Annotated in this window: 12 protein-coding genes; 2 read left to right on the top strand and 10 right to left on the bottom strand. The window is 64.9% G+C overall.

Annotation, left to right across the window (positions count from 1 at the left end; translation table 11 throughout):
- Positions 1–14: 14 nt before the first annotated feature.
- The 7 genes from OSH12_RS21765 to OSH12_RS21735 form a co-directional block, all read right to left on the bottom strand.
- Positions 15–1,232, bottom strand: coding sequence for a beta-ketoacyl-ACP synthase (locus OSH12_RS21765; RefSeq protein WP_266345730.1), 1,218 nt, complete (start codon positions 1,230–1,232; stop codon positions 15–17).
- Positions 1,229–1,696: a 3-hydroxyacyl-ACP dehydratase FabZ family protein gene (locus OSH12_RS21760; protein ID WP_266345729.1), complete on the bottom strand. Its 468-nt coding sequence runs from the start codon at positions 1,694–1,696 to the stop codon at positions 1,229–1,231. Before OSH12_RS21760 ends, OSH12_RS21765 begins: the two co-directional genes overlap by 4 nt.
- Positions 1,697–1,718: 22 nt before the next feature.
- Positions 1,719–2,000, bottom strand: coding sequence for an acyl carrier protein (locus OSH12_RS21755; RefSeq protein WP_266345728.1), 282 nt, complete (start codon positions 1,998–2,000; stop codon positions 1,719–1,721).
- Positions 2,001–2,205: 205 nt separating this feature from the next.
- The gene (locus tag OSH12_RS21750; protein WP_266345783.1) at positions 2,206–3,099 is read right to left on the bottom strand and encodes a transglutaminase family protein; all 894 of its coding nucleotides are present in this window, start codon (positions 3,097–3,099) and stop codon (positions 2,206–2,208) included.
- A gap of 2 nt (positions 3,100–3,101) precedes the next feature.
- Positions 3,102–5,612: a circularly permuted type 2 ATP-grasp protein gene (locus OSH12_RS21745; protein WP_266345727.1), complete on the bottom strand. Its 2,511-nt coding sequence runs from the start codon at positions 5,610–5,612 to the stop codon at positions 3,102–3,104.
- A 5-nt stretch (positions 5,613–5,617) separates the two neighbouring features.
- Positions 5,618–8,995 carry a transglutaminase family protein gene (locus OSH12_RS21740; protein WP_266345726.1) on the bottom strand — a complete coding sequence of 1,126 codons (3,378 nt, stop codon included), beginning with the start codon at positions 8,993–8,995 and terminating at the stop codon, positions 5,618–5,620.
- 114 nt (positions 8,996–9,109) lie between these two features.
- Positions 9,110–10,084, bottom strand: a complete 975-nt coding sequence (locus OSH12_RS21735) for an isopenicillin N synthase family dioxygenase (RefSeq protein ID WP_266345725.1) — start codon at positions 10,082–10,084, stop codon at positions 9,110–9,112.
- Between the two features lie 86 nt (positions 10,085–10,170).
- On the opposite strand from OSH12_RS21735, the gene OSH12_RS21730 reads away from it, so the two are divergent.
- Both OSH12_RS21730 and OSH12_RS21725 read left to right on the top strand, forming a co-directional pair.
- The gene (locus OSH12_RS21730) at positions 10,171–11,205 is read left to right on the top strand and encodes a heparan-alpha-glucosaminide N-acetyltransferase (protein WP_266345724.1); all 1,035 of its coding nucleotides are present in this window, start codon (positions 10,171–10,173) and stop codon (positions 11,203–11,205) included.
- An 18-nt stretch (positions 11,206–11,223) separates the two neighbouring features.
- Positions 11,224–12,339, top strand: coding sequence for a mannitol dehydrogenase family protein (locus OSH12_RS21725; protein ID WP_266345723.1), 1,116 nt, complete (start codon positions 11,224–11,226; stop codon positions 12,337–12,339).
- Between the two features lie 101 nt (positions 12,340–12,440).
- On the opposite strand, the gene acs is transcribed toward OSH12_RS21725, so the two are convergent.
- The 3 genes from acs to OSH12_RS21710 are packed head-to-tail and all read right to left on the bottom strand — an operon-like array spanning position 12,441 to position 15,561.
- Complete coding sequence (acs, locus tag OSH12_RS21720) at positions 12,441–14,381, bottom strand: acetate--CoA ligase (RefSeq protein ID WP_266345722.1); 1,941 nt, start codon at positions 14,379–14,381, stop codon at positions 12,441–12,443.
- Positions 14,382–14,438: 57 nt separating this feature from the next.
- Positions 14,439–15,083 carry a class I SAM-dependent methyltransferase gene (locus OSH12_RS21715; RefSeq protein WP_266345721.1) on the bottom strand — a complete coding sequence of 215 codons (645 nt, stop codon included), beginning with the start codon at positions 15,081–15,083 and terminating at the stop codon, positions 14,439–14,441.
- Between the two features lie 49 nt (positions 15,084–15,132).
- Positions 15,133–15,561, bottom strand: coding sequence for an EVE domain-containing protein (locus OSH12_RS21710; protein ID WP_266345720.1), 429 nt, complete (start codon positions 15,559–15,561; stop codon positions 15,133–15,135).
- Positions 15,562–15,593 lie beyond the last annotated feature (32 nt).

Raw genomic sequence — 15,593 nt, 5'->3', positions numbered from 1 at the left:
GCTCGTGACCTTTCTCAGTCGATCGCTTCGAGAAGCGCCATGCCCTCGCCGCGCCAGAAACCCCAGCTCGTCGCCAGGATCTGGGTGGGGGCGTCCGTCGCTTCAAGCTCCAGCCCGGATGAATCGGACGGCCGATAGAAACCTTTTCGCGACAGCGCCAGCGCGGCAAGCGCGACCTGGGCCGGGAATGCGGCTTCGAGACTGTTGCCGATCAGGCTCTGCGTGGCGCGGATGGGACCGACCGTGCCTTCGGCAACGAGCGATTCCAGCAACGCGCGCTCTTCGAGCGTGGCATTCGCAATGCCGGTTGCACCGGAGAGCAGGCCGACCGGCTTGTCGCCGAGCGAGGGACGGATCGCGTCAATCTGGTTGCGCGCCACGGCGGCGGCCTGGCCGGGCTCGCGGCGGCTGCGACCGGAAAGCACCGGACCGAGCTTGGCATAGCCGGACTTGCCGCGCGCTTCGGCGTTTTCACGCGATTCGAGCACGAGGAAGACGCCGAGCGAGCCGGTCACCATGCCACCGCCGGCGTTCGCACGCTCCCAGACGGAATTCACGGCGCCCTGCCAAAGCGTGTTGCCAAGCGCGAGGCTCAGCAGCATGTCCTTGCGCTCCGCATTATAGGCGGCGCCGACGAGGAACTGTTCGCCCTGACCACCGGCGCGAATGCGCCTCGCGGCGATCTCCACGGCGCTGATGCCGGCCAATTCCTCGCCCATGAAGGTGCGCGACGAACCGGTCACCTTGTGGACGATCGAGATGTTGCCGGCCAAAAGATTGGAAAGCTGCGCCAGGAACAGCGTCGGGCGGAGATCGTTGGCGAGCCGCTCGTTCAGGAATGCGTCGGGATTTTCCGCGCTGCCGAGGCCGGCCAGGATCTGGCCGTCGACGACGACGTCGCGTTCACCGCCACCCGCCGCGACGATCATATCCATATGCGCAAGGCGCTCGAGATCGCCGGAAAGCCCGGCATCGGCGAGCGCCAGCCCGGCAGCATAGGTACCGAGGCGCTGCCACGGCTCCATCTGACGCTGATCGGCCTTGCGGGGGATCTGCTTGTCGAGTTCGAGCGGCACCATCGGCAGGACGGGGAACGGCGCGAAATGCTCCGTGTCGACGTTGCCGACACGCGGCTGGTCGACAGCCATCGCCTGCCAATGCGCATCCAGCCCCTCGCCGAGCGAGGAGATCAGGCCAATGCCGGTGATCCAGACGTCGCGGGGATCGCTCATGCAGCATCTCCGACCGGCGTCAGGCCGATCTGCCGGACCCGCTCACGCATGTTCTCCACGAGCTCAGGCGCCGGGAAGTCCATGATGCGCAGCATCAGTTCCGCATCGCAGATAGGGCCGTTCGACTCGATCTTCGCTTCGGTCATGGCAAAGCCGGAGCCGTCATGAGTCAGCGTCGCATAGACGTCGAGCTCGGCGCCCGGCTCGATGAACTTGCGAAACTTGGCCTTCTTGCTGCCGGCAAAGAACGGCATGCGGGAAAGGCCGTTCAGGCCGAGGATCAGGAATCCGGATGCCTGCGCCATGGTCTCGATCAAGAGCACACCCGGCAATATCGGATAGCCGGGAAAGTGCCCTTCGAACACCGGGCTCGTCTCGGGGACGAAAGCCTTGGCATGAATCCGACCGGCCGCAGCGTCGAAATCGACGATGCGATCGATCATCTGAAAATATTCAAGACGCATGGTGGCTTCGACGCCGATCCTGTCAGGCGGACTTCTTGGCGACCAGGTCGTCAATGTGCGAGCAGAGGTTCTTCAGGAGGAAGTAATCCTCGACCGAGGCCTTGCCGGCATTCACTTCCTGGGTCCACTGCTCAAGCGGGATCTTGATCCCGAACTTCTTGTCGAGCGCGAACACGATATCCAGGAAATCGAGGCTGTCGATGCCAAGGTCGTCGATGGCATGCGATTCGGGAGTGATCTTTTCGCGCGGAATTTCGCTGGTCTGGGCGATCACATCGGCGACGACGTCGAACGTGGAAGACATGACGGTCACGTAATCCTATCTAGAATGGCTCTCGCTTTTCGGTGCAAGCCTACGCTCTCGCTACGAAGTCGAAGTTCGCGCGGCAGACATGACAACCGATTCCGCAAGCCAAGGCGGCAGGGAATTGCTTTCGTCCTGATACCGTGTGCCGTCGAGAAATACCAGCCTGTCGCGCTCGACTGCCAAATTCGGTCTTGGAATGATGTTATCCGGCATCGGACCCGGAGATGGCGAGCACATCCACTTCGACCTCCAATTGATGATCGCCGGAGGTGACAATGATGCCATCGACCGGCGCGGCATCGGAATAGTCACGGCCAATTGCCAGCACAACGTGATCCGCGGCGGCGACCACACCATTGGTCGGGTCCAGACCGACCCAACCAACCTCGCGCCCACACCAGACGGCCACCCAGGCGTGCGTGGCGTCGGCCCCCTCCAGCCTGGGCTGGCCTGGCGGCGGCAAGGTGCGCAGAAAGCCGCTGACATAGGCGGCGGGAAGCCCCAGCGTGCGTAGACCGGCGATCATCACATGGGCGAAGTCCTGGCAAACACCGGCCCGTTTGGCGAAGGCGTCGGCGGGCAATGTCGTCACGTCGGTGGCCTCCGGATCATAGGCGAAATCGGCCTTGATCCGGCACGTCAGATCGAAAGCCGCCGCCAGAATCGGCCGCCCAGTCGCAAAGCTTTCGAGTGCATATGCTGCGATCGCATCGTCGATGGCGATGACACGGCTGGCAAACAGGAAATGTACCGGCGAAAGCGGACCGAGGTCCGTCTCGGCAACAGCGAGGCGGCGGATCTGCTCCCAGTTCGGCGTCGCCTCGCTGTCGCGCGTTTCGCCGGGATCGACGGCAACGCGCGCCCGCGTCTCCAGCGTCAGTTCCTCATGCGGAAAAGCGAAAGCGACTGTGGTGATGCGATTGCCGAAGAAATCGAAGTCGTCATGTCGCTCGGTCGGCTCTGGCGTGATGACGAGATCGGCGGCGATGACGCGCTGGCCGTCGCGCGCGACCGGAAGCAGGCGCAGCACCTGTCGAGCGAAGGGCACCGGCGAGGCATAGGTATAGCGAGTGGTCTGGCGGATATCGTAGAGCATCGTCATTCCCCGCCATCGACCGGATCGGCGGCGCGCCGGTGGGTGAAGTAGGCAAGCGCGATCTCGTCGGAAATGTTCATCAGAGCCTGCTCGAAACCAAGCAGCTCGTCGCCATCAAGAGCTGCGGCGTCGGCCGTGCCCAGTTCGGCGGCAAGCCGGGTCGCGAGCCTATCCGCCGGCGCCAGCAGGCCAGCCGGCGCGTGGGCGGGCATATCCGCCAGCAGAGCCCGAATGCGGTCCGCCTGGAAAGCGAGTGCGCGCGGATTGCCGCCATCCAGCAGCACCAGATCGACGACCGGCACGCGCGCAGCCAGCATGACATAGCGGATGCGATAGGTAATCTGGCTGTCGGCGAGCTCCAGCAGTGCATCGAGTTCGCCGGGCTTGCCCGACATGCCGCAAAAGCGGGCGGCGCGGGCGATGGCCAGGCCGCGCTCGATGCGACGACCAGCCTCTAGAAAACGCCAACCCTGCTGGCGCACCATATTTTCGTGCACGAGCCCCGAGAAGGCGGCGATCAGCCGTAGAGCGGCATTGGCCCGCTCCAGCATGTCGCTGTCGGTTTCGGCCTCCAGCGGCTGGTTCAAAAGCGCTTCAAGATCGGCAACCGTGCGCCAGGCATCCGGTGACAACCGGTCCCGAATGACCGACGCAGCGCGGCGCGAGGCCTGGGCGAGACGTGGCACGGTATTGAAATCGTCGCGCGCGGTCAGGACGGCGAGAGCGCGTTCGGTCGGGGTCGCTTCTTCGTCTGCCTCGCCGATCGATCCACCTGCAGCCAGCGTTGCGACGAGTTGGGCAACAACCGCCGCTCCGTCATATTCCGCGTCGATATGCCGACCGGCGATGGCGCGCACGATCCGCAGCGTCGCCTCGGTGCGCTCGACATAACGGCCGAGCCAGAACAGATTTTCCGCCGCCCGGCTCGGCAAGGTCTGGGTCTTGCGTTGCAGCGCGACCTTATCCGGCGAAGCGAGCAGCGTGGTCGCTGCCACCGGCTTGTCGGAGAGCACCCAGACATCGGCCGAGGCCCCACCCTGATGCAGCGTCACAGCGCGCGCGTCGGGCTGGTCGGAGATGCGGCAGAACCCACCGGGCATCACCGTCCAGCCGTCATTGGTGCGCGCGACATAGAGGCGGAGGATGGACGGGCGAGGCTCCAGCCGGGCCGTTTCGCCCTCGCCCCGCCAGACGGGGGTGGTCGAAAGCTGAACGGCTTCCTGGCCGACGAAATCGGTGCCGCGCCGACCAATGGCGCGGATCAGATCGGCTTTGCGCTCGGGATCGATCGTCCCGCCCAGTTCCGCGCCCCGCTCAAGCAGTCCGGGCACGCTGGCGCCGAGCGCCGGGGCGATCACCATGCGGTCGAATTCGGCCATGACATGGTCTCGCTCCAACGTCTGGCCGCACCACCAGGTCGCGACATTTGGCAGGATCAGATCCTCGCCGAGGATGCGGCGGGCGAGGCCGGGCAGGAAGCCCAGCATGGCGCGCGCCTCGACCAGCCCCGAGCCAAGCGCGTTGGCAATGGCGACATTGCGCTGTCGAACGGCGCCGGCAAGGCCCGGCACGCCGAGCCGCGAGGCGGGATTCAACTCCAACGGGTCGGCGAAATCGGCATCGAGACGGCGCAGCAGTACGTCGGCCCGCTTCAGGCCGGAGATAGTGCGCATGTAGACGGTGTCGTCGCGAACCGTCAGATCCTCGCCCTCGACGAGCACGAAGCCGAGATAGCGCGCCAGATAGGCATGCTCGAAATAGGTTTCGTTGAGCGGGCCTGGTGTCAGCAGGGCGACGCGGGTTTCCTCGTGCCGGTTCAGGCTGTTGAGCCCGGTGCGAAACGCCTGGAAGAAGCCGGCCAGCCGCTCGACATTGAAGCTGCGATAGAGGTCCGGCAACGCGCGCGACAAGGCGATGCGGTTTTCCAGCGCGTAGCCGGCGCCGGATGGCGCCTGGGTGCGGTCGGAAACCACCCACCAGCGCCCGTCTGGTCCTCGCCCGACATCGACGGCGTAGAAGCGCAGATGATGGCCACCGACCGGCTTGGCGCCGACCAGCGGACGCAAATATTCCGGGCTGCCGGCAATGATCGCGGCCGGCAGCGCGCCGTCAGCCGCGAGCCGGCCGTCGCCATAGGCGTCGCCCAGAACGGCGTCGAGCAACTTGGCCCGCTGGATCAGCCCGGCTTCGAGACGCGCCCATTCCTTCGGCTCGATCAGGAACGGCACATGCGACAGCGGCCAGGGCCGCTCATCCCCATTCTCGGTGCCATAGGCGCGAAAAACGACGCCGGAATCGGCCAGATGCCGGTCAGCGAGGCCAAAGCGATGCTGCACCTCGTCGGGACCGAGCTCGGCCATCGATTCAACGAAGCGCATCCAGTGCGGCCGGATGCTGCCGTCATGGCCAATGAACTCGTCGGCGACGCCGGGCAGCGGCCGGTAGTTGGCGATCAGCCGCTCCGCCCTGTCGGCGGCAACTTTGCTGCGGCGGATCGTTTCCTTGCGCGTCATGGGCATCAGAGATTGGCCGGACGACGGAGATCGAGCGTCATCGGAAACTCCGGCGAGCCGGTCTCGGCCTGCGGCATGAAGTGACCCGCCGTATGGCCGATTGCCTCGAAGCGCGCCAGACGACGGGCTTCCGCCTCATAGGAATTGACCGGGAACGTATCGTAGCTGCGGCCGCCCGGATGGGCGACGTGGTAGACGCAACCGCCCAGCGAACGTTGCGACCAGCTGTCGACGATGTCGAAGGTCAGCGGCGCATGGGCGGGAATGGTCGGGTGCAGGCCGCGCGCCGGCTGCCACGCCTTGTAGCGAACGCCCGCAACATACTGGCCGGCCGTTCCAGTCGGAGTCATCGGCACGCGACGGCCGTTGCAGGAAACGACATGGCGACGTGGGTCAAAACCTTCGACGCGGACCTGGATACGTTCGACCGATGAGTCGACATAGCGCACCGTCCCGCCGATCGCGCCCTCTTCGCCGAGCACATGCCAGGGCTCCAGCGCCTGCCGCAGCTCCAGCTTGACGCCCTGCTGCTCGATGCGGCCGACAAAGGGGAAGCGGAATTCGCGCTGCGCCTCGAACCAGACCGGATCGAAGGCATAGCCGGCGCGCTGCAGATCACCGAGCACGTCGAGGAAGTCCGACCAGACGAACTGCGGCAGCATGAAACGGTCATGCAGCTGCGTGCCCCAGCGCGTCAGCGAACCCTGCTGCGGGTTCTGCCAGAACATCGAGATCAGCGCGCGCACCAGCAATTGCTGCGCGAGGCTCATGCGGTAGTCCGGCGGCATCTCGAAGGAGCGGAACTCGACAAGCCCGAGCCGACCGGTCGGACCGTCCGGCGAGTACAGCTTATCGATGCAGATCTCGGAACGATGCGTGTTGCCGGTGACATCGGTGAGCAGGTTGCGGAACAGCCGATCGATCAGCCAGGGCGGCGGCGCGATGCCGGCTCCGGGCGTCGGCACGCTGGCCATCGCGATTTCCAGCTCGTAGAGCCCGTCATGGCGTGCCTCGTCGATGCGCGGCGCCTGGCTGGTCGGGCCAATGAACAGGCCGGAAAACAGGTAGGAGAGCGAGGGATGGCGCTGCCAGTACAGCACCAAGCTCTTCAACAGGTCCGGCCGACGCAGGAACGGGCTTTCGGCCGGATGAGCACCGCCGACGACGACGTGATTTCCGCCGCCGGTACCGGTGTGGCGGCCATCGGTCATGAACTTCTCGGTGCCGAGCCGCGACTGCCGCGCTTCCTCATAGAGATCGCGCGTGATGGCGACACATTCCGTCCAGTTCGCCGCCGGCTGGACGTTGACCTCGATGACGCCGGGATCCGGCGTCACCTTGATGACGTCCATGCGCGGATCGATCGGCGGGGCATAGCCCTCGACATGCACGGCGAGACCAAGCGCGCGGGCCGATTCCTCCAGCGAGGCCAGCAGTTCCAGATAGTCTTCGAGCTTCTCGGTCGGCGGCATGAAGACGCAAAGCCGGCCGTCGCGCGGCTCAACGGAAAGCGCCGTGCGCACCGTCTCGTCTTCGGTCAGAAATTGCTCGACCTGCTCGCCACGCTCGGCGTCGGCGTCTTCCGCGCCGGCGCCAGCCAGATGCCGGGCTAGGTCCTCCTGCTTCGAAAGCGCCTCATGCCCTTCGCGGTCGCGGCTCGCCAGATCCTCGGGATCGGGCAGCGGTCCCGTGACGGCGCCCGGATCGCGCTGGACGATGAAGGGATAGGACGAGACCGGCACGAAGGGTAGCGACGACAGCGGCAGTCGGAAACCGACCGGGCTGTCGCCGGGAACCAGGAACATCTTTCCGCGCCGGAGCGGCCATTTCTCCGACATCCAGCGCTTGTCGGGAGCGGCCGCCGCCTGCCAGCGTTGCACCGGCAGGATGTAGCCGGACGGCTGCGTTAGTCCGCGTTCGAACACGCGAGCGATCCGGGCGCGCGCTTCCGGGTCATCGAGTTTTGAATCACCGGTTGTGACGTTTTCCGGCAACTCGGCTTCCTTGAGAATCCAGTGCGCTGGATCCTCATAGGCCGGAACGACGTGATCGGCCGAAATGCCCAGCCGCTCCGAGAGATCGGAGAGCAGCGCGCCTGCCTGCTCGGGCGTCGCCTTCAGGTCGTCCGTTTCCGTGGCGATCAGGCTGGAATCGCGCCAGATCGGCTTGCCGTCCTTGCGCCAATAGAGCGCGAAGGTCCAGCGCGGCAGGCTTTCGCCCGGATACCACTTGCCCTGGCCGTAATGAAGGAAGCCGCCGGGGGCAAAACGTTCGCGCAGCCGGCGGATCAGCTCGTCGGCGCGGGCGCGCTTGGTGGGACCGACCGCCTCCGTGTTCCATTCCTCCGCCTGATAGTCGTCGATCGAGACAAAGGTCGGCTCGCCGCCCATGGTCAAGCGGACGTCGTTCGCCTTCAGATCGGCGTCGACCTTGTGACCGAGCGCGTCGAGCGCAGCCCAGCTGTCGTCGGAGAAGGGCAGCGTCACGCGCGGATTTTCGGCGACACGGTCGACCGTCATCTCGAATTCGAACGACGTCTCCGTGCCGGGATCGGCCGCGAACGAGCCGGTGATCGGAGCTGCCGAGCGGAAATGCGGCGTAGCGCAGAGCGGCAGATGGCCCTCGCCGGTGAAAAGGCCCGAGGTCGGATCCATGCCGATCCAGCCGGCCCCCGGCACATAGACCTCGGCCCAGGCGTGCAGGTCGGTGAAATCGACCTCAGTGCCGGACGGACCGTCGAGGGCGGCGACGTCCGGCTTCAGCTGGATCAGATAGCCGGAAACAAAACGGGCGGCGAGGCCGAGATGGCGCAGCGCCTGCACCAGCAGCCAGCCGGAATCGCGGCAGGAGCCGGCGGCGGAGGACAGCGTCTCCTCCGGCGTCTGCACGCCCGGCTCCATCCGGATCAGGTAGCGGATGTCGCTCTGCAGGCGCTGGTTGATCGCGACGAGGAAGTCGACGATCTGCATCTTTTCACGCGGGATCGATGCCAAAAAATTGGTCAGAAGCGGCCCGGCCGGCTCCGGCGCCAGATAGGCGGCCAGTTCCTCCGCCAGCGCCGGCTCATAGGCGAAGGGGAACTGATCGGCATAGGGTTCGACGAAGAAATCGAAGGGATTATAGACCTCGAGCTCCGCCAGCAGGTCGACCTCGATGGCGAATTCAGTCGATTTTTCCGGGAAGACGAAGCGCGCCTGCCAGTTGCCGTGTGGGTCCTGCTGCCAGTTCACGAAATGGTTGGCCGGCGTCACTTTCAGCGAATAGCTCGGCACCTTGGTGCGGCAATGCGGGGCCGGGCGCAGGCGGATGACCTGCGGCCCCAACTGGACCGGCCGGTCATAGCGATAGCGGGTCACGTGGCGAAGCGCGGCGAGGATCGACATCGGCTCTTATGCTCTCCATAGGGCGTTCGCAGCGGGACGTTGGCGGCGGGCGCACCAACCGGAATGACGCAAGATTCGCGCCATGCCGGCATGTTTACTGCGTCCGCCCGAAGCTTAAGCCTTCACGACCGTCGAGCGGAATTTAGATGCGAGATACTCGCCGGAACCGACCGGCGGATACTTTGCCGTCTCGCCCGGCTTCACGCAGGTAGGAATGCAGGCGATCTCGGCATCCCAATTCGGCTGATGAAAGAAGGCCATCGACTGGCGCCGGGCCGAGCGGCCGATATTGCGCGGCGGGATGGTGACGCGGTGCAACGTCGACTTCCACTGGTCATTAGTCCAGCGCTGCATCAGATCGCCGATATTGATGACGAAGCTGTCGGGAATGGCCGGAACCCTGTGCCATTCGCCGTCGAGACCCTTCACTTCCAGCCCGCCCGGTGCATCTTCCTGCATCAGGATGGTGATCGAACCGTAATCGGAATGCACCCCGGCGCGCAGCTGGCCGGGAACGGGATCTTCCGTCAGGTCGGGATAGTTGAGCAGACGCAGCGCGCTCGCCTCCGCGTCGATGAACTTGTCGAAATAGGTCTCGTCCAGATCGAGCGCCAAAGCGAAGAAGTGCATGATCCTGCCGGAGAGCGCAGACATCTCGCGATAATAGGCCTGGGTCGCGAGGCGGAACTCGTCACCGCCGATCGGCCACGGATTGGCAGAGAAGACGAAGGCCTCTGCGTCGTCGCCCGGTTTGTGGTCAAGGCGCTGGAAGGCGGAAGGGCCGAAGGAAAACGTCTCCTTCAGATCGGCGGGCTTCGCCTCACCGAGCGACGCTGCGAGCGTCTCTCCCTTGACCGGACTGTAGCCATAGGGATAGCCCGGATAGGGCATCACGGCGGTCAGCTTTTCTTCGACCGGACGATCGAAATAGGCGCGTGCTGCCTGCCAGCCGCGCTGAACGATTTCGGGATTCGCACCATGACCCGTTATGAGAAAGAAGCCTGTCTCGCGGCAGGTACGACCGATCGCATCGGCGACCGCGCGCGGGCCCTGGGGATCGGAGAGATCGATGATCGGAATGATCGACATGCGGGTCCTTGAACCATGACGAAGCGACACGTCGAGACTATGGGGCGGCTAGGGCGTTGGGAACCGTCAATCGGCGGAGCTTGCACATGAATGACGCAACTGCCGCGTTGTCTGGCGAACGTGCCGGCGCTGCCTCCACGGTTGCCCGTCCTTCCCGCATCGCCGCGCTGGACGTCGCACGCGGCGTGGCGCTGGTCTGCATGGCGATCTTCCACGGCTCGTGGGACGTCGCCTTCCTGCACATCGTGCGTTTCGATCCCGGCGCCTCGATCGGCTGGATCATTTTCGCCCGCGCCATCGCCGGCTCGTTCCTGATGCTGGTCGGCATCAGCCTCGTTCTTTCGACCCGCAACGGTTTTCGCCCGAAGCCTTACCTGATCCGGCTGGCGATGATCGTCGCGGCGGCCGCGCTGGTGTCGGCGGCCACCTATTTCGTCATGCCGGAGGGCTGGATCTTCTTCGGCATCCTGCACCAGATCGCGCTAGCGAGCGTGCTGGGCCTGGCTTTCCTGCGCTGGCCGCCCCGCGCCATCCTGCTTGCCGCCGTCGCGATTTTCGCGCTGCCCTTCCTGTTCCGCGATCCGTTCTTTGCCCAGCCGGCGCTCTGGTGGGTTGGGTTGGCGCCGAAGCCACCGGGCTCGTTCGACTATGTGCCGCTGTTCCCATGGTTCGGCGTGGTCCTCGCCGGTATGGCAATCGCCAAGTTTGCTATTGCATCCGGCTGGGACCAGCGCCTCGCGACCTGGCAGCCGCGCTTTGCCCTCGGCCGGTGGCTGGCCTTTGGCGGCCGCCACTCGCTCGCCGTCTATTTGATCCACCAGCCGGTGCTCTATGCATTCTTCTTCGCGCTGGCCGCGATCTTTGTCCCGAATGGCGCAGAGAACGCCGCGCGGGCCGATTGCGCCGATCGCTGCGTCGCAGTCGGCAAGAGCGCCACCGACTGCCAGAATTATTGCGGCTGCGTGTTCGAGGATCTGAAAGGCAAGGGCCTGATGGCCTCATTCCTGGCGCGCACCATGGCTGACGACCAGACGATCCGGCTACAGGAGACGATCGCCGTCTGTTCCGCCAATACCTTTCCGCCCGTTCCGGAAGCCCCGGAAAGCGGCACATTGAACTAAGCCTTTGAGGAAATACCGATGAGCGAACCTGTCCGCACGCCGATCGTCCAGTTCGGCACCAGCCGCTTCCTGCAGGCGCATGCCGATCTCTTCCTGTCGGAGGCGCGTGGCCGTGGCCAGGACGTCGGCCCCGTCACCATCGTGCAGACGACGGCGTCAGGGGCTCGATCGGGCCGTCTGGCCGCTTTCGACGGCTCGCCGATCCCGATCGTCATTCGCGGCATCGAGAACGGCGGACCGGTCGAGCGCACCGTCGGCGTCACCTCGCTGGTGCGCGGCCTCTCCGCCGTCGACAACTGGGACGAGGTCGAGCGCATCGTCGTCGACGAGGCCGAGATTCTGATCTCCAACACGTCGGATGCGGGATTTGCGCTCAACGAGGGCGAGCGGCTGGGCAGTGACGTGCCGCGCTCCTTCCCGCTCAAGCTGCTGAAGCTGCTGGCCGCCAGATGGCAGGCGGACGGGGCGCCGCTGACGCTGTTTCCCTGCGAACTGATCCCGCGCAACGGCGACGTGCTCAAGGCGCTGCTCCTGACGCTCGCCGCCGAGAACGACCTGCCGCCGGAATTCGTCGCCTGGCTGGAGACCTGCATTTTCGCCAATTCGCTGGTCGACCGCATCGTCTCCGAGCCGATCGAGCCAGCCGGCGCCGTGGCGGAGCCCTATGCGCTCTGGGCGATCGAGAAGCAGCCGGGCCTTCTCGCCCCCTGCATCCACCCGGACGTGCTTATGGTCGACGACCTCGCCGTCCATGAGCGGCTAAAGCTGTTCATCCTCAATCTCGGCCATACGGTGCTGGCAGAGCAGTGGCGTGAGGCCCGTCGGCCGGAAGGGGAGCTGGTGCGCGAGATCGTCGCCGATCCGTCCGTGCGCCAAAAGCTCGGTGCGATCTATGACGCCGAAGTGCTGCCGATTTTCGCTGCCGGCGGCATTGTGGAAGCGCCAGAATACCGGGCGAGCGTGCTGGAGCGGTTCGAGAACCCCTTCCTCGCGCACCGGCTCGCCGAGATTTTTGGCAATCACACCGAAAAGAAGCGCCGCCGCATTGGCGGGTTGCTGGCGTGGAAGCAGGCGATAGGCCTCGACCTGCCGACGCCCCGCCTCGAAGCAATCCTCGCCTCGAACATCGGCTGAGGCGAGCGCCTGACCCGATCCATTTCGGGTCAGGCGCATTGATGACGACCGTTCCGCGAAACCCTCGCAGGGAGACGCGGAACGGCGAAAGCGTTGGCCGCCTAACGCTTGTTCTGGCGATTAGCCACAAGATCATCGACGACGGCCGGATCGGCCAGTGTCGAGGTATCGCCGAGATTGCCGAACTCGCCTTCCGCGATCTTGCGCAGGATACGGCGCATGATCTTGCCGGAACGCGTCTTCGGCAGGCCGGGCGCAAACTGGATCAGGTCCGGCGACGCGATCGGGCCGATCTCGGTCCGCACCCAGGCAACAAGCTCCTTGCGCAGCGTATCGCTGGCCTCGGCGCCCGCCATCAGGGTGACATAGGCATAGATGCCCTGCCCCTTGATGTCGTGCGGATAGCCGACGACGGCGGCTTCCGAGACATGCTCGTGCGCCACCAGCGCGCTCTCGACTTCGGCCGTGCCCATGCGATGGCCCGAAACATTCAACACGTCGTCGACGCGCCCCGTGATCCAGTAATAGCCATCCGCATCACGCCGGCAGCCATCGCCGGTGAAATAGGCGTTCTTGTAGGTCGAGAAGTAAGTCTCCATGAAGCGCGCGTGATCGCCATAGATGGAGCGCATCTGGCCCGGCCAGGAATCGGTGATGATCAGATTGCCCTCGGCAACGCCTTCCAGCACCTTGCCCTCGCCATCGACGATCGCCGGCTGGACGCCGAAGAACGGCAACGTCGCCGAGCCCGGCTTCTGGCCAATCGCGCCGGGAAGCGGGGTGATCAGGATGCCGCCGGTTTCCGTCTGCCACCACGTATCCACGATCGGGCAGCGGTCGTCGCCGACGACGCGGTGATACCACTCCCACGCTTCCGGATTGATCGGCTCACCGACCGAGCCGAGCAGGCGGAGCGAGGCGCGCGAGGTCTTCTTCACCGGCTCATCGCCGGCCTGCATGAGCGCGCGGATCGCCGTCGGCGCCGTGTAGAAGATGTTGACCTGATGCTTGTCGATCACTTCCCAGAAGCGGGAATTGGTCGGATAGGTCGGCACGCCCTCGAACATCAGCGTTGTCGCGCCGTTCGAAAGCGGGCCGTAGACGATGTAGGAATGGCCGGTGACCCAGCCGACATCAGCCGTGCACCAGTAGATGTCGCCATCCTGGTAATCGAACACCTTGCTGTGCGTCAGCGAGGCATAGACGAGATAGCCGCCGGTGGTGTGCAGCACGCCCTTCGGCTTGCCGGTCGAACCCGAGGTGTAGAGGATGAACAGCGGATCCTCGGCGTTCATCGCCTCCGGCTCGCAATGCTGCGACACCGTCTTGGCAAGATCGCCATAGAAAACGTCGCGGCCGTTCTGCATCGGGATGTCGGTAAAGGTGCGCTGCACGACCAGCGTCTTCACGTCGCCGCCAAGCTTGGCCAGCGCCGCGTCGACATTGGCCTTCAACGGGATCTTCTTGCCGGCACGCAGGCCTTCATCCGCCGTGATGACCAGCTTCGAGTCGCAATCCTGGATACGACCGGCAAGGCTATCCGGCGAGAAGCCGCCGAAGACGACGGAATGCACGGCGCCGATGCGGGTGCAGGCGAGCATGGCGAAGGCCGTCTCGGGGATCATCGGCATGTAGATCGTGATCCGGTCGCCCTTCTTGGCGCCCATCTCCTTCAACACATTGGCGAAGACGTTCACCTGCTCGGAAAGCTCGCGATAGGTGATCGAGCGGCTTTCTGTGGGATCATCCCCCTCCCAGAGGATCGCCACCTGGTCGCCGCGCTTGGCCAGATGCCGGTCGACGCAATTGGCCGAGACATTGAGCGCGCCGTCCTCGAACCACTTGATCGAGACGTTGTCCGGCGCGAACGAAGTGTTCTTCACCTTGGTGAACGGCTGGATCCAGTCGATTCGCTTGGCCTGCTCGGCCCAGAAACCATCCGGATCCGCGACCGAGCGCTGATACATGGCGCGATAGGTCGGCTCGTCGATCTGTGCTCGCTTCGCCCAATCGTCCGAGACCGGATAGATCTTGTCGTGCATCTTCATTCCTCCCTGGCAGCCCCGCACATGGCGAAGCACACCTTCATGCCGGCGGCATTATGCGAATCCCCGCCCTCCCGGCAAGGCAGTCTGGAGCGATTCGAAGCGCAACACCCGAACCCGCTTCATTGCGGCATCCTCAAGCGCGAGATGGACGGGCACCTCATAGAGGGCGAGTTCGCGCACGCTCGCAACCGGCCGATAGGTCCGGTCGGGGTCGCCGGCGATCACCGTGACGCCAGCCTCGGAGAGCGCTGCGAACCACGGCATCAGTCGCGCCGCGAAACCGGAATCGTAGAAGACATCGCCAGCCAGCAGCACATCAAAATCCCCAGCCGGGATTCCGATCACATCGTCATGTCGCGCGTGGATGGTTGCTTCGTTTACTTCGGCGTTCAGGAAAATGGCTGCAACGGCAAAAGGATCGATGTCGACGGCCTCGACCGAAAGTGCACCCGACTTGGCGGCGGCGATGGCGACAAGCCCGGAACCCGAGGCGAAATCCAGCACCCGCTTCGCTTTAACCGCCTCAGGGTGATCCAGAATATAGCGCGCCAACCCCTGCCCTCCCGCCCAGGCAAAGGCCCAGAACGGCGGCGGCATGTCGGCGCGGTCCAGCGTCGCTTCGGTCAGATGCCAAAGCGCGGTGGCCTCATCGGCTTGATATAGCTGGATTTCCGGAACGAAGGCGACCGGCGCCAACCGGGTCTGTTCGATGATGAAGCGCGCGGGATCCGCGATCAATCCCGGCTCAGATCGAGGCGGGATCGAGCCCGCCCAGCTCACAGATCAACTTCCATTCGCTCTCGGTCACCGGCTGCACCGAGAGGCGCGAATTGCCGACCAGCGCCATGCCCTCGAGCCGAGGCTCGGCCTTCGCGGCCTCCAGCGAATAGGGCTTGGGGATCGGCCGAATCGCGCGCAGGTCGACGCATTCCCAACGGCCGCTGTCATCGGTCGAGTCGGGGTGGGCCAGCTTGGCCACCTCGACGATCCCGACGACTTCCTTGCCAATGTTCGAATGGTAGAAGAAGCCGCGATCGCCAAGCTGCATGGCGCGCATGTTGTTGCGCGCCTGGTAGTTGCGGACACCATCCCATTCCTGGCCGGCGGCGCCCTTCTTCACGAGATCGTCGAAGGAAAACACGTCGGGTTCGGACTTGAAGAGCCAATAGGCCATGGGACGCTCCGGAAGAGATAGAGAGGGGTCTG

Source organism: Kaistia terrae, assembly GCF_026344005.1.
Taxonomy (GTDB): Bacteria; Pseudomonadota; Alphaproteobacteria; order Rhizobiales; family Kaistiaceae; genus Kaistia; species Kaistia terrae.
Note: the sequence above shows the minus strand (reverse complement) of the source record. Positions and strands in the feature narration are given on the sequence as shown.

Excerpts from the sequence above, each read along its gene's own strand:
- OSH12_RS21765 (WP_266345730.1), bottom strand. The coding sequence starts at position 1,232 with ATGAGCGATCCCCGCGACGTCTGGATCACCGGCATTGGCCTGATCTCC.
- OSH12_RS21760 (WP_266345729.1), bottom strand. The coding sequence starts at position 1,696 with ATGCGTCTTGAATATTTTCAGATGATCGATCGCATCGTCGATTTCGAC.
- OSH12_RS21755 (WP_266345728.1), bottom strand. The coding sequence starts at position 2,000 with ATGTCTTCCACGTTCGACGTCGTCGCCGATGTGATCGCCCAGACCAGC.
- OSH12_RS21750 (WP_266345783.1), bottom strand. The coding sequence starts at position 3,099 with ATGCTCTACGATATCCGCCAGACCACTCGCTATACCTATGCCTCGCCG.
- OSH12_RS21745 (WP_266345727.1), bottom strand. The coding sequence starts at position 5,612 with ATGACGCGCAAGGAAACGATCCGCCGCAGCAAAGTTGCCGCCGACAGG.
- OSH12_RS21740 (WP_266345726.1), bottom strand. The coding sequence starts at position 8,995 with ATGTCGATCCTCGCCGCGCTTCGCCACGTGACCCGCTATCGCTATGAC.
- OSH12_RS21735 (WP_266345725.1), bottom strand. The coding sequence starts at position 10,084 with ATGTCGATCATTCCGATCATCGATCTCTCCGATCCCCAGGGCCCGCGC.
- OSH12_RS21730 (WP_266345724.1), top strand. The coding sequence starts at position 10,171 with ATGAATGACGCAACTGCCGCGTTGTCTGGCGAACGTGCCGGCGCTGCC.
- OSH12_RS21725 (WP_266345723.1), top strand. The coding sequence starts at position 11,224 with ATGAGCGAACCTGTCCGCACGCCGATCGTCCAGTTCGGCACCAGCCGC.
- acs (WP_266345722.1), bottom strand. The coding sequence starts at position 14,381 with ATGCACGACAAGATCTATCCGGTCTCGGACGATTGGGCGAAGCGAGCA.
- OSH12_RS21710 (WP_266345720.1), bottom strand. The coding sequence starts at position 15,561 with ATGGCCTATTGGCTCTTCAAGTCCGAACCCGACGTGTTTTCCTTCGAC.